Consider the following 15,749-nt stretch of genomic DNA (forward strand, 5'->3'; position numbering starts at 1 on the left):
TTGCGTCCAGCACACCCATGGGGTGTCATGGCGGCCGGCCGCGCTATGTGAAGAAAAAGTTCGGCGCGATGTCGAATCCATCCGCAGCCGTTCGTCATGACATTACGCCCCCCTTGGGAGCGCTGTTTCAAAAAAAGAGGAGAATGAGAAATGCGTGTGATGGTGATGGTGAAGGCGACGGAAGACAGCGAAGAAGGCATCATGCCCTCGACCGAGATGTTCGAGGCGATGGGAAAGTTCAACGAGGAACTGGCCAATGCCGGCATCATGATGTCGGGCGACGGTCTGAAGCCGTCGAAGCTCGGCAAGCGGGTTGCGTTCGACGGCGCCAGCCGCCGGGTGATGGACGGCCCCTTCGCCGAGACGCGGGAACTGGTCGCCGGCTACTGGATCTGGGAGGTCAAGGACATGGCCGAGGCGGTGGAATGGGTCAAGCGCTGCCCCAATCCGATGCCCGGACCGAGCGAGATCGAGATCCGTCCGTTCTACGAGATGGCGGATTTCGCCGAGATCGCCTCGCCCGAGGGACAGGCAAGCCATGACCGCGCCGGCGAGACGCTGGCCGCGCGCGACGGCAAGGCCGGTTGAGCCCGGATCGGCAGAAGGGAACCGACATGACAAGGATGATCTTCGTCAACCTGCCGGTGCGCGACCTTGCCGCGTCGCAGGCCTTCTATGAAGGCCTCGGCGGCACGCTGAACCCAATGTTCTCCGACGCAGAGGCCAAGTGCCTGCTGTTCTCGGAGGCGATCGGCGTGATGCTGCTGACGCATGGGCGCTACGGGCAGTTCACCAGCCGGCCGATCGGCGACGCCAAGGCGCAGAGCCAGGCGTTGCTGGCGCTCAGCGTCGAGACGCGCGACGGCGTCGAGGCGGTCCTTGGCGCGGCCGCTGCCGCCGGCGGCAGGGCAGACCCCAACCCGGCCCAGGATCTCGGCTTCATGTATGGCCGCTCGGTCGAGGATCCGGACGGCAATGTCTGGGAGATCCTGTGGATGGATCCGGCGGCTGCGGCCGGCGGACCGCCGGACGCCTAGACGGATCCATGCGGCAGGCAGGATTGCGGCTGTGGTCACGGTCACGGCCGGCTGTTGACTGAAGCGGTCGAGCCCGCATACTGCCGCCGCATGGAGACATCCGAAGCGCACAGGACGGCGGAGACCGTCTTTCGCATGGAACGGGCCCGGCTGATCGCCGGGCTCGCCCGGATCGTGCGCGATGTCGGCCGGGCCGAGGAGCTGGCGCAGGATGCGCTGGTGGTGGCGCTCGACCGCTGGCCGACGAGCGGCATTCCCGACAATCCTGCCGCCTGGCTGATGGCGACCGCCAAGCGGCGCGCCATCGATACGCTGCGCCGCGCCCGCATGATGGAACGCAAGCATGACGAGATCGGCCGCGATCTGGAGCTCGAACAGGACAGCACGATCGAAGCGATCGAGGCGAGCATGGACGACGATATCGGCGACGAACGCCTGAGCCTGATCTTCACCGCCTGCCACCCGGTGCTTTCGACCGATGCGCGGGTGGCGCTGACGCTCAGGCTGATCGGCGGGCTGACGACGGACGAGATCGCCCGCGCCTTCCTGTCGAGCGAGACGACGATCGCCCAGCGGATCGTCCGGGCGAAGAAGAGCCTCGGCGGAGCGGGCATCGCCTATGAGGTGCCGCGCGGGGCCGAGCGCGACGCGCGTCTCGCCTCGGTGCTGGAAGTGGTCTACCTGATCTTCAACGAGGGCTATGCGGCGAGCGCCGGCGAGGATGCGATCCGCCCGCAACTCTGCGCCGAGGCCATGCGCCTTGGCCGCATTCTCGCCGGTCTCGCACCCGATGAACCGGAGGTGCACGGGCTGCTGGCGCTCATGGAAATCCAGTCGTCACGGCTTGTCGCCCGCAATGACCCGGACGGCGTGCCGCTGACGTTGGAGACGCAGAACCGGTCGCGTTGGGACCAGTTGCTCATTCACCGGGGGTTCGCGGCGCTGGAGCGGGTCCGTGCGCTCGGCGGAGAGGACGGCGCTTACGCCCTGCAGGCGGCGCTGGCGGCCTGCCACGCCCGCGCCCGACGCTTCGAGGACACGGACTGGCGGATGATCGCCGGGCTCTACGATCGGCTGCTCACCGTCCTGCCCTCCCCCGTGGTGGCGCTCAACCGGGCCGTCGCCCATGCGATGGCGTTTGGGCCGGAAACGGGGCTGGCGCTGCTGGATGCGCTGGAGGACGAGCCGGCGCTCAAGGGTTACGCACCGATGGCGGCCGCGCGGGGTGATTTCCTGCTGCGGGCCGGGCGGCGGGCGGAGGCGCAAGCTTGCTTCGAGCGGGCGGCGGAACTCAGCGGCAATGCCGGCGAAAGGGCGTTCCTGATGCGGCGCGCGGAAGACTGCCAAACCCCGTGATTCGACAGCCGTCCGCGATGCCTACGTCGGGATGTAGATGCGCTCCCGGATGTGCTTGAGCGAGGCCACGATGGTGAAGGTCATGATCACCAGAAGCGTCCACGAACTCCACTTGCCGAGGTGAACCGTCGACCATGCTCCGAGCTGGTTCGGATAGTGCCAGACAGCAAAGAAGGTTGAAATGTTCTCGGCAAGCCAGATGAAGAAGCCGATGAGGATGAACGACAAGATGAGGGGCATTTTCCGATCCCGATCGAAAGGCCGGTAGATCACGGTGGCGCGCGCATAGAGCCCGATCGCCAGCGCCGCGATATACCACCGGTAGTCGCCTATGAAATGATGGGTGAAGAAATTGGCGTATATCGCCAGCGCGACCAGTGTCGCCATCCAGTAAGGCGGATGGTGCCGTATCCTCACATGCAACAATCGCCAAGCCTGGATGATGTAGCTGCCGACGGCCGCATACATGAAGCCGGAGAACAGCGGCACACCCAGCACCTTCGTGTAGGCAAAATCCGGATAGGACCAGGACTGGATCGCACCGGACGTCTTGAAGACCTCAAGCGCGAAGCCAACGATGTGAAACAGGCAAATCGCCTTTGCTTCGTCCAGTGTCTCAAGCTTCGCCCAGACCATCCAGACCTGGATGGCAATCGCGATGATCAGCAGCAGATCATAGCGCGGAATGCCGAACAGCCCCTCACGCGGGGTGGCGAAGATCGATACGAAGAAAAGCCCGGCAAAGAGGCAGGCGCGCGCCTCCTTGATCCCGAACAGCAAGAACTCGACGACGAAACGCGGAAAACCGGAAAGACCCGGTGCCGGCGGAGGATCGATCAGCATGCGGTCGAGGCTCTCCAGCCCAGAGAGCCGCCGGGTCGGCAAGGTTGTCATGCTCATTGTCGCTCCACTCGCTCCGCGCTTGCCTGTCCCTATACTCCAGTTAGAAGGAGCGGATGGACAAAATGAAGGCGATATCCCCAGACCGACTGAAACGGTTCTTCGCCGCGATTGCGGTGATCGCAACCGGTACGACGCTGCGGCTGACCGGTTATGAAGCCGGCCTGCCCTATGGCTTCGTGAAATACGGCGGCTCGCTGTTGTGGGGCGTCATGGTCTACCTGCTGGTGACGGCAATCCTGCCCCGTCGCCCGAGACTGCAGCTCGTTCTATCGGTGACGATCGCGGTCGCGGTCGAACTTCTGAGGCTCTACCACACGCCGTGGCTGGACGATTTCCGCCTCACGCTCGCCGGGGCGCTGCTGCTCGGGCGAATCTTCTCCGTCTGGAACATCGTCGCCTATCTGACCGGGATCGCCGTCGCCGCAGCGATCGACCACGTTCTGACGACCCGCCAGCAACGCCACAGACGCAAAAAAGCCGGGTGATCGCTCACCCGGCTTTTCAATGGCATTCCCTTGCGGGGAAGAACCTTACGCTGCTTCAGCTTCGGCTTCGGCGGCGACGCGGGCCTTGTCGGCTGCGCCCTTGGCATCGACGTCGCGCTCGACGAATTCGATGACGGCCATGGCGGCATTGTCGCCCTGGCGGAAGCCGGCCTTCATGATGCGCAGGTAGCCGCCGTTGCGGGTGGCGTAGCGCGAAGCGATGGCGTCGAACAGCTTCTTGACGGCGTCAAGGTCGCGGATCTGCGAGATGGCCTGACGACGAGCGTGCAGGTCGCCGCGCTTGCCGAGCGTGACGAGCTTTTCGACGATCGGGCGAATTTCCTTCGCCTTCGGCAGGGTGGTGACGATCTGCTCATGGGTGATGAGCGAAGCAGCCATGTTGGCGAACATCGCCTTACGATGGCTGGCGGTACGGTTCAGCTTGCGACCGGCTTTCTGGTGGCGCATTGCTATTCTCCTTCTACGCAGGCTCCCGCTCTATGCGGCGGCCCTGCCGTTTCCTGACACATACAGGCATCCGCCTGCAGTTTGACTGGAAAGGCAGAGGTGAACCTGCCTTTTTGTTTCTTAGTATTGGTCTTCGTAGCGCTTGGCGAGATCTTCGATGTTCTCGGGCGGCCATGCCGGCACTTCCATGCCGAGGTGCAGGCCCATGGAAGCGAGAACTTCCTTGATTTCGTTCAGCGACTTGCGGCCAAAGTTCGGAGTGCGGAGCATTTCTGCTTCGGTCTTCTGAATGAGGTCGCCGATGTAGACGATGTTGTCGTTCTTCAGGCAGTTGGCCGAACGGACCGAAAGCTCGAGCTCGTCGACCTTCTTGAGGAGGGCCGGGTTGAACGCGAGTTCGGTGACGGCTTCCTCTTCGACTTCCTTCTGCGGCTCGTCGAAATTGACGAAGACGCCGAGCTGGTCCTGGAGAATGCGGGCCGCGAAAGCGACAGCATCTTCACCGGTGATCGAACCGTCGGTCTCGATGGTCATGGTCAGCTTGTCGTAGTCGAGAACCTGTCCTTCGCGGGTGTTTTCCACCTTGTAGGACACCTTCTTGACCGGCGAGTAGAGGCTGTCGACCGGGATAAGACCGATCGGAGCATCTTCAGCGCGGTTACGATCGGCCGGCACATAGCCCTTGCCGTTGGCGACGGTGAATTCCATGCGGATCTCGGCGCCCTCGTCGAGGGTGCAGATCACATGGTTCGGGTTGAGGATTTCGATATCGCCAACCGTCTGAATGTCACCGGCGGTCACGACGCCCGGACCCTGCTTGCGCACGACCATGCGCTTCGGATCATCGCCGTCCATCTTGATGGCGATTTCCTTGATGTTGAGCACGATGTCGGTCACGTCTTCCCGGACGCCCGGGATCGACGAGAACTCATGCAACACGCCGTCGATCTGGACGGCGGTAACGGCACCACCACGCAGCGACGACAAGAGCACGCGACGCAGCGCGTTGCCGAGCGTCAGGCCGAAACCACGTTCCAGCGGCTCGGCGACGAGGGTCGCCTTGGTGCGGCCGGACGAGGTGAACTCGACCTTGTTCGGCTTGATCAGTTCCTGCCAATTCTTCTGAATCATTATTTTACCTTCCGTTCGTCGCCACCATCCAATCGTGGCTACCGAGCTAACACCGAGAGGAGCGCCTTAGCGCTCATCGGCGGGATGAAAGATGATCAGACGCGACGCTTCTTGCGCGGGCGGCAACCATTGTGCGGGATCGGGGTCACGTCGCGGATCGAGGTGATCATGAAGCCCGCAGCCTGCAGAGCGCGCAGAGCGGATTCACGACCCGAACCCGGACCGCAGACTTCCACTTCGAGCGACTTCATGCCGTGTTCCTGCGCCTTCTTGGCAGCATCTTCAGCGGCGATCTGGGCGGCGAACGGGGTCGACTTGCGCGAACCCTTGAAGCCCTTGGCACCAGCAGACGACCAGGCAATCGCATTGCCCTGCGCGTCGGTGATGGTGATCATGGTGTTGTTGAACGTCGAGTTGACGTGGGCAACGCCCGACGAGATATTTTTGCGTTCGCGACGGCGAATGCGGGTGGCTTCCTTGGCCATGACTTCCCTTTCGTTGATCTGAACACCGCCGTAGTTCCAGCGGCTACACCATTCGAGGCAATAGCATTCAGGCGGTAGGCGGCAGTTTGAAACTACCGCCTACCGCCTATTGGCTACTGCCTCGAAAAATTACTTCTTCTTACCAGCGATCGCCTTTGCCGGACCCTTGCGGGTGCGGGCATTGGTGTGCGTGCGCTGACCGTGGACCGGAAGGCCACGACGGTGACGCAGGCCGCGGTAGCAACCCAGGTCCATGAGACGCTTGATGTTCATCGCGGTATCGCGACGAAGATCGCCCTCGACCTGATAGTCGCGGTCGATGGCTTCGCGGATCGCCAGAACCTCGGCATCCGTCAGCTGATGTACGCGGCGATCAGCCGGAATACCGACCTTTTCAATGATCTCCTGCGCGAATTTCGGACCGATCCCGTGAATGTAGCGGAGCGCAATTACTACGCGCTTCGCGGTCGGGATGTTGACGCCAGCGATACGTGCCACGCCTATTCTCCTTGCTTCCAGTTGCCATCCGGCAAGTGGTGTCTCGTTACACGGCCTTTGGGGGCCGCAATTACATATAAGGTTCTCAACAAGTCAAAACGATCGAACCCGGTCTTCCCGAAGGAAGAACGCGCCGATCGCATAATTGCCGCGAGTTGGCGCGCTATTTAGCGGAATCAGTTGCCGAAAGCAACCGGTCCCGCGAAGATTCTTAAGATCCCGCCAAGCTCAGAGCCCGGCGAGTATCCCTTCTATGTCCGCCGTGACGGCGTCGATCTCGGCCATGCCGTCCACGGACTTCAGAATGCCCTTGGCGTAGTAGTAGCCGATCAGCGGCGAGGTCTTCTTGTAGTAGTCCTGTAGCCGCGTGGTCATGGTCTCCGCGTTGTCATCGGGACGACGCTTAAACTCGGTCGAGCCGCACTTGTCGCAGACGCCCTCGACCTTCGGCTTCTGCAACCGGTCGTGATAACCCGTGCCGCACTTGGCGCAGGTGTAGCGGCCCGAGACGCGATCGACGAGGACCGAATCATTCACCTGCAGCTCGATGACCACATCCAACTGCATGGATTTGGCGGCAAGCATCGCCTCGACCGAATCAGCCTGGACGAGCGTTCGCGGATAGCCGTCGAGAATGAAACCCTTGGCACAGTCCGGCGCATCGATGCGTTCCGAGACGATGGCGTTGACGATGTCGTCGGACACCAGATTGCCGGCATCCATGACCGCCTTGGCCCGCTTGCCCACTTCCGTACCGGCGGTAACCGCTGCACGCAGCATGTCACCGGTCGAAAGCTGCGGAATGCCGTACTTCTCGACTATACGCTGGGCCTGGGTGCCCTTCCCAGCACCCGGCGGCCCCAAAAGGATAAGTCTCATCGTCCCCTCTTTCCTCCACGCAACTTCGACTTCTTGATCAGGCCCTCATATTGCTGGGCAATCAGGTGACCCTGGATCTGTGCTACAGTATCAAGGGTGACGCTGACAACAATCAAAAGCGAAGTACCACCAAGGGCTAATGGAATACCCGTCTGGGCAACCAGGATCTCGGGGAGGATACAGACGAAGACGAGGTAGAGCGCGCCGATCACGGTGATGCGGGTCAGCACGTAGTCGATGTATTCGGCGGTGCGCTCGCCGGGACGGATGCCCGGGATGAAGCCGCCGTGCTTCTTCAGGTTGTCGGCCGTGTCCTTCGGATTGAAGACGATGGCCGTGTAGAAGAAGGCGAAGAAGGCAATCAGCGCGCCGTAGAGCGCCATGTAGAGCGGCTGGCCATGGCCCAGCGCCGAGACGATCGTGGTTGCCCAGCCGGGCAGCGTCGAGGTGCCGGCGAAGCCTGCGGCCGTCGCCGGCAGCAGGAGCAGCGACGAAGCAAAGATGGCCGGAATGACGCCCGAGGTGTTGAGCTTCAACGGCAGGTGCGAGGTATCGCCCTGGAACATGCGGTTGCCGACCTGGCGCTTCGGATACTGGATCAGCAGCCGGCGCTGGGCGCGTTCGACGAAGACAATCAGGGCGATGACGGCGATAGCGACGACGATGACCAGCAGGATGAGCACGGTCGAAAGCGCGCCGGTACGGCCGAGTTCGAGCGTGTGGGCAAGCGCCGTCGGCAGACCTGCGGCAATGCCCGCGAAGATGATCAGCGAAATGCCATTGCCGATACCACGCGAGGTGATCTGCTCACCGAGCCACATCAGGAACATCGTGCCGCCGAGCAGCGTCACGACGGTCGAAATACGGAAGAACCAACCCGGATCGACAACCATGCCCTGCCCGCTTTCGAGACCGACGGCGATGCCGTAGGCCTGGAGCGTGCCGAGCAGCACAGTGCCGTAGCGGGTGTACTGGTTGATGATCTTGCGGCCCTGCTCGCCCTCTTTCTTGAGGTTCTCGAGCGCCGGGACGACCGAGGTCATCAGCTGCACGATGATCGAGGCGGAGATATAGGGCATGATGCCGAGGGCAAAGATCGCCATGCGCTCGACGGCACCGCCGGAGAACATGTTGAACAGACCCAGGATGCCGCCGGACTGGCCCTTGAAGGCCGCCGCATAGGCTTCGGGGTTGAGGCCGGGCAGCGGAATGTGAGTGCCCAAGCGATAGACAAGCAAGGCGGCCAGCGTGAACCACAGACGCTTCTTCAGATCCTCCGCCTTGGCGAAGGTCGAGAAGTTGAGGTTCGAGGCCAATTGTTCCGCTGCAGAAGCCATAAAATTCTCCGCAAAACCAAAACCGGCGGCGTGCATACGCCAGGGCCGGAGGCTATCGTCCAATGTTTTTAAGAAAACCGGGCGTCGGAGGGATTGCTGAGCAATCGCATGCCTCACCCTTGTTTTCCAGAATATCCCGGAAGACGAAACGACGTCACTCCGTCCTGGGATCGTGAGGCTCACATATGGGAGCAAAATCGCCCGGTGTGAAGCACCCCGGGCGATCTATTCATGACTTATTCAGCGACTTCGGCCGCAGCGACGAGCAGCTTGATCGTGCTGCCGGCCTTTTCGATCTTCTCGAGGGCGGCCTTCGACGCGCCGGCAACCTCGAGGGTTACCTTGGCGGTGAGTTCACCGTCGGAGAGAACACGAACGCCGTCCTTGGCGCGACGGATCACGCCGGCTGCCTTGAGGGCAGCTGCATCGATCGTTGCCTTCGGGTCGAGCTTCTTGGCATCGATCGCGGTCTGAATACGGCCGAGCGAAACGGTGGCGTAGTCAGTCTTGAAGATGTTGGTGAAGCCGCGCTTCGGCAGGCGACGATAGATCGGCATCTGGCCGCCTTCGAAGCCGTTGATCGCAACGCCCGAACGAGCCTTCTGACCCTTGACACCGCGACCACCGGTCTTGCCCTTGCCCGAACCGATACCGCGACCTACGCGCATACGGTCCTTGCTGGAACCTTCGTTGTCTTTGATTTCATTCAGTTTCATGATGATTTCCCCCGTCTCACTTCTCGTCGACGACGCGAACGAGATGCTGGACAGCACGGATCATGCCGCGAACCGAAGGAGTGTCCTCCAGGGTGCGGACCCGGTGCATCTTGTTGAGGCCCAGACCGATGAGCGTCGAACGCTGCACCGCCGGACGGCGAATGGGGCTGCCGATCTGTTCGACCGTAACCGTCTTTGCTTCAGTCTTCTTCGTAGCCTTAGCCATGGATCAGACTCCTCTTATTCTTCAGACGCATTGCCGGAAGCGGCACGGCGAGCCTGAAGCGTGGCAAACTTGATGCCGCGCTGAGCTGCGATGTCCTTCGGATGCACCTGATGCTTCAGGGCGTCGAACGTGGCGCGAACCATGTTGTACGGGTTCGAAGAGCCGGTCGACTTGGCGACAACGTCGTGCATGCCGAGCGTTTCGAAGACAGCGCGCATCGGGCCGCCTGCGATGATGCCGGTACCGGCCTTGGCCGAGCGCAGCAAAACCTTGCCGGCGCCGTGGCGACCGTTGACGTCATGGTGGAGCGTACGGCCGTCGCGCAGCGGTACGAAAATCAGTTCGCGCTTGGCAGCTTCCGTCGCCTTGCGGATGGCTTCCGGCACTTCACGTGCCTTGCCGTGGCCGAAACCGACGCGGCCCTTCTGGTCGCCGACGACGACGAGGGCTGCGAAGCCGAAACGACGACCACCCTTCACCACCTTGGCGACGCGGTTGATCGCGACCAGCTTGTCGACGAATTCGCTGTCACGCTCTTCACGGTTCTGACGGTCGTCCCGCGAACCACGCTTTTCTTGTGCCATTGTCCTTTTCCTTTTTCTTTTCCGGGTGCAATCGGCAGATTACTTATAATTCCGCCCTGCCCTTCGGGCATGGACGCGAATCCGGGAGTGTCCGGCAATAAGCCGGAAATCCGCCCGAGCGCAAGCCCGGGCGGAAATTCTTAGAAGTTCAGACCGCCTTCGCGGGCTGCTTCCGCCAGGGCCTTGATGCGGCCGTGGTAGATGAAAGCGCCACGGTCGAATACAACGTCCTTGACGCCAGCCTTGACGGCCCGCTCGGCGACCAGCTTGCCAACCGCTGCGGCTGCAGCTGTGTCGGCGCCGGTCTTGAGCTCGGCCTTCAGGCCGCCATCGAGCGTCGAGGCAGCGGCAAGGGTCTTGCCAGCAACGTCGTCGATGATCTGAGCGTAGATGTTCTTCGAAGAGCGATGTACCGACAGACGCGGACGGCCATTTGCCACCGCCTTGATCTGACGCCGTACGCGGTTCGCACGGCGAACAAGTGCTTCTTTTCTGCTTGCCATTTCGCGCGTTCCTTACTTCTTCTTGCCTTCTTTGCGGACGATCCGCTCTTCGGCATACTTGACACCCTTGCCCTTGTAGGGCTCGGGGCCGCGATATTCGCGGATTTCAGCAGCGACCTGGCCGACCTGCTGCTTGTTGATGCCGGAGACGACGATTTCAGTCGGCTTCGGAACCGCGATCGAGATACCGACCGGCGGCTCATAGACCACATCGTGGCTGAAGCCGAGAGCCAGCTGCAGGTTCTTGCCCTGCAGAGAAGCGCGGTAACCGACGCCGTTGATTTCGAGCTTGCGCTCGTAACCGTCCTTGACGCCCTTGAAGATGTTCTCGACCATCGTGCGGGACATGCCCCACTTGGAACGAGCATCCTTGGAGTCGTTGCGCGGCATGACAACAACAGCGTTGTCTTCGAGCGCTACGGAGATTTCGTCATTCGCGACGAAGAACAGTTCGCCCTTGGGGCCCTTTGCAGTCACCTTCTGGCCGTCGACGACGGCCGTGATCCCTGCAGGAACCGGAACGGGCTTTTTACCGATACGAGACATGTTTTGATCCTGTCTGTTCGCTAGGGAGATCCTTGCTCAGTCTTAGAAGACCGAGCAAAGAACCTCGCCACCAACATTCTGTTCGCGAGCCTGGTGATCGGCCATTACACCCTTCGGAGTCGAAAGGATCGTAATGCCGAGGCCGTTCGCGACCTGCGGGATGGACTTAACCGAGACATAAACTCGGCGGCCCGGCTTGGAGACGCGGCCGATTTCGCGGATGACCGAAGCACCTTCGTAGTACTTCAGTTCGATCTGCAGTTCGGCCTTGCCATTGTCAAACTTAACTTCGGAATAACCGCGGATGTAGCCTTCAGCCTGAAGGACATCGAGAACGCGTGCACGAAGATTGGAGGCCGGGGTCGAAACCGAGCTCTTGCGGCGTGCAGCGCCATTGCGGATACGGGTGAGCATATCGCCCAACGGATCAGTCATCGTCATTTGCCCGTCTCCTTACCAGCTCGACTTGACAATGCCCGGCACCTTGCCGGAATTGCCCAGCTCGCGAAGCGCGATACGCGACATCTTGAGCTTGCGGTAGAATGCGCGCGGACGACCGGTCACTTCGCAACGATTGCGAATGCGGGTCTTGGAGCCATCGCGCGGCAGTTCTGCCAGCTTCAGTGTTGCCTTGAACCGCTCTTCGATCGGAAGCGACTGGTTCATGATAGTTGCCTTGAGGGCAGCGCGCTTCACAGCATGCTGGGCAACTGTCTTGCGGCGGCGCTTGTTCTTTTCAACTGCGCTTGTTTTCGCCATATCGAAGTTCCTCTTCTACGCTCGTCGTTACGGTTACTGACGGAACGGGAAGTTGAACTCTTTCAAAAGAGCCCGTGCTTCGTCGTCCGAGTTTGCCGTCGTGCAAACGATGATGTCCATGCCCCACATCTGATCAACCTTGTCGTAGTTGACCTCAGGGAACACAATGTGTTCCTTGATGCCCATGGCGAAGTTGCCACGGCCATCGAAGGACTTCGGGTTCAGACCACGAAAGTCGCGAACGCGCGGGAGCGCGATGTTGATCAGGCGGTCCAGGAATTCGTACATGCGAGCGCCGCGCAGGGTGACCTTTGCGCCGATCGGCATGTTTTCGCGCAGCTTGAAGCCGGCGATCGAATTGCGAGCACGGGTGATGACCGGCTTCTGACCAGCGATGGCAGCCAAGTCGGCGGCAGCAACGGTGGGCTTCTTCGAATCAGCAGTCGCTTCGCCAACGCCCATGTTAATCACGATCTTGTCGAGCTTCGGGATCTGCATTTCGTTTGAGAACGAGAACTGTTCCTGCAGCGCCTTGCGGATGCGGGTCACATATTCCTGCTTGAGCCGCGGCTCATACTTTGCCTCAGCCATCGATCACTTCTCCCGAACGCTTGGCCACCCGCACCTTCTTACCTTCGATGACCTGGAAGCCGACGCGGGTCGGCTTGCCGTCCTTGTCAGCGACAGCGAGGTTGGAAAGGTGGATGGAGGCTTCCTTGTTGATGATGCCGGCTTCTGCGGTCTGGGTCTGGCGCTGGTGACGCTTCACCATGTTCACGCCACGCACGACCGCGCGGTCTTCCTTCGGCATCACTTGAACGACTTCACCGGTACGGCCCTTGTCCTTACCGGTCAATACGACGACCTTGTCGCCTTTACGGATCTTTTGCATCGCCATTGCTCCTTACAGTACTTCCGGAGCCAGCGAGATGATCTTCATGTGGTTCTTGGCGCGAAGTTCGCGCGGAACCGGTCCGAAGATACGGGTGCCGATCGGCTCTTTCTTGTTGTCGATAAGAACGGCAGCGTTGTTATCGAAGCGGATGACGCTGCCGTCGGCGCGACGGATGTCCTTGGCGGTGCGCACGACGACCGCCTTCATCACGTCACCCTTCTTTACGCGGCCGCGCGGAATAGCTTCCTTGATCGAGACGACGATAATGTCGCCGACAGAAGCATACTTACGCTTGGAGCCGCCCAGCACCTTGATGCACATGACACGACGTGCGCCGGAATTATCCGCCACGTCGAGGTTAGTCTGCATCTGAATCATGTCAGGTCGCCTTCTTGTTGTACCGGAACGGTTGGGCTGGAAGCCCCCTATTCCGGCTTATGTGTAATTTCTATCGTCGCGCGAGAAGATCTTGCCAGGGTGGTTTCCGGTTAAGGACCTTCCGTGCGCTCAAAGCAAAAGAACGCCCGTTGCCGGAGCGTTCCTGCGCCAATGGCCTGCTTCATACAGATTTCTGCGCTTGGCGCAAGGGCCAGGCGCAAAACTCTGCAAATTAAGCGTGGGCGGAGATAACCGTCCAGCGCTTATCCTTGGAGATCGGTGCGCATTCCTCGATGGAAACCACGTCACCAACCTTGTACTGGTTGTTCTCGTCGTGTGCCTTGTACTTCTTCGAACGACGAACCGTCTTCTGAAGAAGCGGGTGAGCGAATCGGCGCTCGACCCGGACCACGACAGTCTTTTCGTTCTTGTCGCTGACAACGACGCCCTGCAGAATGCGTTTAGGCATATTATTCTGGTCCTTTAGGCCTTGGCTTCTGCCGCCTTCTGGCGGGCAATGGTTTTCACGCGCGCGATGTCACGACGGACTTCCTGGATACGCGAAGACTTTTCAAGCTGGCCGGTCGCCTTCTGGAAGCGCAGGTTGAACTGCTCCTTCTTCAGCTTGGCAAGCTCGTCATTCAACTGATCGGCGCTCATGGCGCGAACGTCTGCGGCTTTCATGGGCTTGATCCTTACTCTGCAATGCGCTGAACGAAGCGCGTCTTGACCGAGAGCTTGGCCGAACCGAGACGGAGCGCCTCGCGGGCGATTTCCTCGGACACACCATCAATCTCGAACATCATACGGCCGGGCTTGACCTTGCAGGCCCAGTACTCGACCGAACCCTTGCCCTTACCCATACGCACTTCGGTCGGCTTGGCAGTGACCGGAACATCGGGGAATACCCGGATCCAGACACGACCTGCACGCTTCATGTAGCGGGTGATCGCACGACGAGCAGCTTCAATCTCGCGGGCGTTGACGCGGTTCGGCTCAAGAGACTTGAGACCGAACTCGCCGAATGCCAGGTCGAAACCGCCCTTGGCAACACCCTTGATGCGGCCCTTGAACTGCTTGCGGTACTTAGTACGCTTTGGCTGCAACATTTTCTTATTCTCCGAACTTATCTTTCGCCAGCGCTAATCAAGCGTTCTCGCGGCGACGGTCGCCACGATCACCACGATCACCGCGGCTTGCGGGACCCTGCGCATCGCCTTCCATGCCGCGACGCTCGGAAGCCATCGGATCGTGCTCAAGGATTTCGCCCTTGAAGATCCAGACCTTGACACCGCAGATGCCGTAAGCGGTTTCGGCTTCGGCAACGCCGTAGTCGATGTCAGCGCGCAGGGTGTGAAGCGGCACGCGGCCTTCGCGGTACCATTCGGTACGGGCGATTTCCGCTCCGCCGAGACGGCCGGCGCAGGTGATCTTGATGCCTTCGGCACCGAGACGCATGGCCGACTGAACGGCGCGCTTCATGGCGCGACGGAAAGCGATACGACGCTCCAGCTGCTGGGTAATCGACTGGGCAACGAGCGTTGCGTCGATTTCCGGCTTGCGCACTTCAACGATGTTGAGGTGCGTTTCGGAGTTGGTCATCTCCGAGAGCTTCTTGCGAAGCTTCTCGATGTCAGCGCCCTTCTTGCCGATGATCAGGCCCGGACGAGCCGAGTGGATCGTGACGCGGCACTTCTTGTGCGGACGCTCGATGACCACCTTGGCGATACCGGCCTGCTTCAGCTCTTCCATCAGGTAAGCGCGGATCTTCAGATCCTCATGGAGCAGCTTGCCGTATTCGGCGTTGTCGGCGAACCAACGGCTGTCCCAGGTGCGGTTGATGCCCAGACGGAAACCGATTGGATTGATTTTCTGACCCATTATGCGGCCTCCCCATTGGCTTCGACTTCGCGCACCACGATGGTGAGATGCGAGAATGGCTTTTCGATGCGCGATGCGCGGCCACGGCCACGAGCGTGGAAACGCTTCATGGTGATCGACTTGCCAACATAGGCTTCCGCCACGATCAGCTGGTCGACGTCGAGATCATGGTTGTTCTCGGCGTTTGCGATCGCCGATTCCAGAGTCTTGCGAACGGTGCCAGCGATACGCTTGCGCGAGAATTCCAAGTCGGCGAGCGCCCGCTCGACCTTTTTGCCGCGGATGAGCGCAGCAACCAGGTTGAGCTTCTGGGGGCTGACGCGGATCGTGCGCGCAACAGCTTGCGCCTCGTTGTCCTTCAGCCGACGTTCGGCTTTTGCCTTGCCCATCGTTACTTCCTCTTCGCCTTCTTGTCCGCACCGTGACCGTAATAGGTCCGGGTCGGAGAGAATTCACCGAACTTGTGGCCGACCATGTCTTCGTTGACGCTGACCGGAACATGCTTGCTGCCGTTGTAGACGCCGAAAGTGAGGCCGACGAACTGCGGCAGGATCGTGGAGCGACGGCTCCAGATCTTGATCACTTCGCTACGACCGCCTTCACGAACCTTCTCAGCCTTCTTGAGAAGATAGCCGTCAACAAACGGGCCTTTCCATACTGAACGAGCCATTTCTGACTAACC

General features: G+C 60.7%; 27 protein-coding genes. 4 read left to right on the top strand and 23 right to left on the bottom strand.

The genetic code is table 11. The features are described from left to right. Positions 1-150 precede the first annotated feature (150 nt). The 3 genes from L867_RS0105110 (at position 151) to L867_RS0105120 (ending at position 2,393) form a co-directional block, all read left to right on the top strand. A complete protein-coding gene (locus L867_RS0105110) occupies positions 151-588 on the top strand; it encodes a YciI family protein (RefSeq protein WP_028735878.1) in 438 nt (145 codons plus the stop codon). Positions 589-614: 26 nt separating this feature from the next. Further along, entirely contained in the window at positions 615-1,037 is a 423-nt protein-coding gene (locus L867_RS0105115; protein ID WP_028735879.1) for a VOC family protein, read from the top strand. Positions 1,038-1,172: 135 nt separating this feature from the next. After that, positions 1,173-2,393, top strand: a complete 1,221-nt coding sequence (locus L867_RS0105120; RefSeq protein ID WP_408605952.1) for an RNA polymerase sigma factor — start codon at positions 1,173-1,175, stop codon at positions 2,391-2,393. Positions 2,394-2,414: 21 nt separating this feature from the next. Here L867_RS0105120 and L867_RS0105125 read toward each other — a convergent pair whose 3' ends face one another. Continuing rightward, the gene (locus L867_RS0105125) at positions 2,415-3,293 is read right to left on the bottom strand and encodes a DUF817 domain-containing protein (RefSeq protein ID WP_408605953.1); all 879 of its coding nucleotides are present in this window, start codon (positions 3,291-3,293) and stop codon (positions 2,415-2,417) included. 56 nt (positions 3,294-3,349) lie between these two features. On the opposite strand from L867_RS0105125, the gene L867_RS24630 reads away from it, so the two are divergent. Next, positions 3,350-3,781, top strand: coding sequence for a ribosomal maturation YjgA family protein (locus L867_RS24630; RefSeq protein WP_051438836.1), 432 nt, complete (start codon positions 3,350-3,352; stop codon positions 3,779-3,781). Positions 3,782-3,826: 45 nt separating this feature from the next. Here L867_RS24630 and rplQ read toward each other — a convergent pair whose 3' ends face one another. The 22 genes from rplQ to rpsS all read right to left on the bottom strand — a co-directional run bounded on the left by rplQ (position 3,827) and on the right by rpsS (position 15,737). Further along, on the bottom strand, positions 3,827-4,249 hold the full coding sequence (gene rplQ / locus L867_RS0105135; RefSeq protein WP_028735882.1) for a 50S ribosomal protein L17: 423 nt from the start codon (positions 4,247-4,249) through the stop codon (positions 3,827-3,829). Positions 4,250-4,369: 120 nt separating this feature from the next. Next, positions 4,370-5,380, bottom strand: a complete 1,011-nt coding sequence (locus L867_RS0105140; RefSeq protein WP_028735883.1) for a DNA-directed RNA polymerase subunit alpha — start codon at positions 5,378-5,380, stop codon at positions 4,370-4,372. Positions 5,381-5,475: 95 nt separating this feature from the next. After that, the gene (gene rpsK, locus L867_RS0105145; RefSeq protein ID WP_028735884.1) at positions 5,476-5,865 is read right to left on the bottom strand and encodes a 30S ribosomal protein S11; all 390 of its coding nucleotides are present in this window, start codon (positions 5,863-5,865) and stop codon (positions 5,476-5,478) included. A gap of 129 nt (positions 5,866-5,994) precedes the next feature. Next, on the bottom strand, positions 5,995-6,363 hold the full coding sequence (rpsM, locus tag L867_RS0105150; RefSeq protein WP_028735885.1) for a 30S ribosomal protein S13: 369 nt from the start codon (positions 6,361-6,363) through the stop codon (positions 5,995-5,997). Between the two features lie 228 nt (positions 6,364-6,591). Continuing rightward, the gene (locus L867_RS0105155; RefSeq protein ID WP_028735886.1) at positions 6,592-7,242 is read right to left on the bottom strand and encodes an adenylate kinase; all 651 of its coding nucleotides are present in this window, start codon (positions 7,240-7,242) and stop codon (positions 6,592-6,594) included. Next, positions 7,239-8,579 (bottom strand): preprotein translocase subunit SecY, encoded by a 1,341-nt coding sequence (gene secY, locus L867_RS0105160; protein WP_028735887.1) that lies wholly within the window; start codon positions 8,577-8,579, stop codon positions 7,239-7,241. The genes L867_RS0105155 and secY overlap by 4 nt, the downstream gene beginning before the upstream one ends. A gap of 236 nt (positions 8,580-8,815) precedes the next feature. Next, positions 8,816-9,295 (bottom strand): 50S ribosomal protein L15, encoded by a 480-nt coding sequence (gene rplO, locus L867_RS0105165; protein WP_028735888.1) that lies wholly within the window; start codon positions 9,293-9,295, stop codon positions 8,816-8,818. 16 nt (positions 9,296-9,311) lie between these two features. Beyond that, the gene (gene rpmD / locus L867_RS0105170; protein ID WP_028735889.1) at positions 9,312-9,521 is read right to left on the bottom strand and encodes a 50S ribosomal protein L30; all 210 of its coding nucleotides are present in this window, start codon (positions 9,519-9,521) and stop codon (positions 9,312-9,314) included. 14 nt (positions 9,522-9,535) lie between these two features. Further along, a complete protein-coding gene (gene rpsE, locus L867_RS0105175; protein WP_028735890.1) occupies positions 9,536-10,105 on the bottom strand; it encodes a 30S ribosomal protein S5 in 570 nt (189 codons plus the stop codon). A 140-nt stretch (positions 10,106-10,245) separates the two neighbouring features. Further along, positions 10,246-10,608, bottom strand: coding sequence for a 50S ribosomal protein L18 (rplR, locus tag L867_RS0105180; RefSeq protein WP_028735891.1), 363 nt, complete (start codon positions 10,606-10,608; stop codon positions 10,246-10,248). Between the two features lie 12 nt (positions 10,609-10,620). Next, positions 10,621-11,154: a 50S ribosomal protein L6 gene (rplF, locus tag L867_RS0105185; protein WP_028735892.1), complete on the bottom strand. Its 534-nt coding sequence runs from the start codon at positions 11,152-11,154 to the stop codon at positions 10,621-10,623. A gap of 42 nt (positions 11,155-11,196) precedes the next feature. Then, positions 11,197-11,595, bottom strand: a complete 399-nt coding sequence (rpsH, locus tag L867_RS0105190; RefSeq protein ID WP_028735893.1) for a 30S ribosomal protein S8 — start codon at positions 11,593-11,595, stop codon at positions 11,197-11,199. Positions 11,596-11,607: 12 nt separating this feature from the next. Continuing rightward, positions 11,608-11,913 carry a 30S ribosomal protein S14 gene (gene rpsN / locus L867_RS0105195; RefSeq protein WP_028735894.1) on the bottom strand — a complete coding sequence of 102 codons (306 nt, stop codon included), beginning with the start codon at positions 11,911-11,913 and terminating at the stop codon, positions 11,608-11,610. A 33-nt stretch (positions 11,914-11,946) separates the two neighbouring features. Next, positions 11,947-12,504, bottom strand: a complete 558-nt coding sequence (gene rplE / locus L867_RS0105200) for a 50S ribosomal protein L5 (protein WP_037172640.1) — start codon at positions 12,502-12,504, stop codon at positions 11,947-11,949. After that, on the bottom strand, positions 12,497-12,805 hold the full coding sequence (gene rplX, locus L867_RS0105205; protein ID WP_028735896.1) for a 50S ribosomal protein L24: 309 nt from the start codon (positions 12,803-12,805) through the stop codon (positions 12,497-12,499). Before rplX ends, rplE begins: the two co-directional genes overlap by 8 nt. 12 nt (positions 12,806-12,817) lie before the next feature. Further along, positions 12,818-13,186 (bottom strand): 50S ribosomal protein L14, encoded by a 369-nt coding sequence (rplN, locus tag L867_RS0105210; RefSeq protein ID WP_003495199.1) that lies wholly within the window; start codon positions 13,184-13,186, stop codon positions 12,818-12,820. A 232-nt stretch (positions 13,187-13,418) separates the two neighbouring features. After that, a complete protein-coding gene (gene rpsQ, locus L867_RS0105215) occupies positions 13,419-13,655 on the bottom strand; it encodes a 30S ribosomal protein S17 (RefSeq protein ID WP_028735897.1) in 237 nt (78 codons plus the stop codon). 14 nt (positions 13,656-13,669) lie between these two features. Further along, positions 13,670-13,870 (bottom strand): 50S ribosomal protein L29, encoded by a 201-nt coding sequence (rpmC, locus tag L867_RS0105220; protein ID WP_028735898.1) that lies wholly within the window; start codon positions 13,868-13,870, stop codon positions 13,670-13,672. Positions 13,871-13,881: 11 nt separating this feature from the next. Further along, positions 13,882-14,295 carry a 50S ribosomal protein L16 gene (rplP, locus tag L867_RS0105225; protein ID WP_009109534.1) on the bottom strand — a complete coding sequence of 138 codons (414 nt, stop codon included), beginning with the start codon at positions 14,293-14,295 and terminating at the stop codon, positions 13,882-13,884. A gap of 37 nt (positions 14,296-14,332) precedes the next feature. After that, entirely contained in the window at positions 14,333-15,067 is a 735-nt protein-coding gene (gene rpsC / locus L867_RS0105230; RefSeq protein WP_028735899.1) for a 30S ribosomal protein S3, read from the bottom strand. After that, positions 15,067-15,456 (bottom strand): 50S ribosomal protein L22, encoded by a 390-nt coding sequence (rplV, locus tag L867_RS0105235; RefSeq protein WP_037172647.1) that lies wholly within the window; start codon positions 15,454-15,456, stop codon positions 15,067-15,069. The genes rpsC and rplV overlap by 1 nt, the downstream gene beginning before the upstream one ends. Before the next feature lie 2 nt (positions 15,457-15,458). Further along, positions 15,459-15,737: a 30S ribosomal protein S19 gene (rpsS, locus tag L867_RS0105240; RefSeq protein ID WP_028735901.1), complete on the bottom strand. Its 279-nt coding sequence runs from the start codon at positions 15,735-15,737 to the stop codon at positions 15,459-15,461. Between the last annotated feature and the right edge of the window lie 12 nt (positions 15,738-15,749).

The organism is Paenirhizobium selenitireducens ATCC BAA-1503, assembly GCF_000518785.1.
Lineage (GTDB): Bacteria > Pseudomonadota > Alphaproteobacteria > Rhizobiales > Rhizobiaceae > Allorhizobium > Allorhizobium selenitireducens.

Excerpts from the sequence above, each read along its gene's own strand:
- rplO (WP_028735888.1), bottom strand. The coding sequence starts at position 9,295 with ATGAAACTGAATGAAATCAAAGACAACGAAGGTTCCAGCAAGGACCGT.
- L867_RS0105140 (WP_028735883.1), bottom strand. The coding sequence starts at position 5,380 with ATGATTCAGAAGAATTGGCAGGAACTGATCAAGCCGAACAAGGTCGAG.
- secY (WP_028735887.1), bottom strand. The coding sequence starts at position 8,579 with ATGGCTTCTGCAGCGGAACAATTGGCCTCGAACCTCAACTTCTCGACC.
- rpsQ (WP_028735897.1), bottom strand. The coding sequence starts at position 13,655 with ATGCCTAAACGCATTCTGCAGGGCGTCGTTGTCAGCGACAAGAACGAA.
- rplE (WP_037172640.1), bottom strand. The coding sequence starts at position 12,504 with ATGGCTGAGGCAAAGTATGAGCCGCGGCTCAAGCAGGAATATGTGACC.
- rpsC (WP_028735899.1), bottom strand. The coding sequence starts at position 15,067 with ATGGGTCAGAAAATCAATCCAATCGGTTTCCGTCTGGGCATCAACCGC.
- rpsH (WP_028735893.1), bottom strand. The coding sequence starts at position 11,595 with ATGACGATGACTGATCCGTTGGGCGATATGCTCACCCGTATCCGCAAT.
- rpsS (WP_028735901.1), bottom strand. The coding sequence starts at position 15,737 with ATGGCTCGTTCAGTATGGAAAGGCCCGTTTGTTGACGGCTATCTTCTC.
- rplR (WP_028735891.1), bottom strand. The coding sequence starts at position 10,608 with ATGGCAAGCAGAAAAGAAGCACTTGTTCGCCGTGCGAACCGCGTACGG.
- L867_RS0105115 (WP_028735879.1), top strand. The coding sequence starts at position 615 with ATGACAAGGATGATCTTCGTCAACCTGCCGGTGCGCGACCTTGCCGCG.
- L867_RS24630 (WP_051438836.1), top strand. The coding sequence starts at position 3,350 with ATGGACAAAATGAAGGCGATATCCCCAGACCGACTGAAACGGTTCTTC.
- L867_RS0105125 (WP_408605953.1), bottom strand. The coding sequence starts at position 3,293 with ATGAGCATGACAACCTTGCCGACCCGGCGGCTCTCTGGGCTGGAGAGC.
- rpmD (WP_028735889.1), bottom strand. The coding sequence starts at position 9,521 with ATGGCTAAGGCTACGAAGAAGACTGAAGCAAAGACGGTTACGGTCGAA.
- rpsK (WP_028735884.1), bottom strand. The coding sequence starts at position 5,865 with ATGGCCAAGGAAGCCACCCGCATTCGCCGTCGCGAACGCAAAAATATC.
- rpsN (WP_028735894.1), bottom strand. The coding sequence starts at position 11,913 with ATGGCGAAAACAAGCGCAGTTGAAAAGAACAAGCGCCGCCGCAAGACA.
- rplP (WP_009109534.1), bottom strand. The coding sequence starts at position 14,295 with ATGTTGCAGCCAAAGCGTACTAAGTACCGCAAGCAGTTCAAGGGCCGC.
- L867_RS0105120 (WP_408605952.1), top strand. The coding sequence starts at position 1,173 with ATGGAACGGGCCCGGCTGATCGCCGGGCTCGCCCGGATCGTGCGCGAT.
- L867_RS0105110 (WP_028735878.1), top strand. The coding sequence starts at position 151 with ATGCGTGTGATGGTGATGGTGAAGGCGACGGAAGACAGCGAAGAAGGC.
- rplX (WP_028735896.1), bottom strand. The coding sequence starts at position 12,805 with ATGCAAAAGATCCGTAAAGGCGACAAGGTCGTCGTATTGACCGGTAAG.
- L867_RS0105155 (WP_028735886.1), bottom strand. The coding sequence starts at position 7,242 with ATGAGACTTATCCTTTTGGGGCCGCCGGGTGCTGGGAAGGGCACCCAG.
- rpsE (WP_028735890.1), bottom strand. The coding sequence starts at position 10,105 with ATGGCACAAGAAAAGCGTGGTTCGCGGGACGACCGTCAGAACCGTGAA.
- rpmC (WP_028735898.1), bottom strand. The coding sequence starts at position 13,870 with ATGAAAGCCGCAGACGTTCGCGCCATGAGCGCCGATCAGTTGAATGAC.
- rplF (WP_028735892.1), bottom strand. The coding sequence starts at position 11,154 with ATGTCTCGTATCGGTAAAAAGCCCGTTCCGGTTCCTGCAGGGATCACG.
- rplN (WP_003495199.1), bottom strand. The coding sequence starts at position 13,186 with ATGATTCAGATGCAGACTAACCTCGACGTGGCGGATAATTCCGGCGCA.
- rplQ (WP_028735882.1), bottom strand. The coding sequence starts at position 4,249 with ATGCGCCACCAGAAAGCCGGTCGCAAGCTGAACCGTACCGCCAGCCAT.
- rplV (WP_037172647.1), bottom strand. The coding sequence starts at position 15,456 with ATGGGCAAGGCAAAAGCCGAACGTCGGCTGAAGGACAACGAGGCGCAA.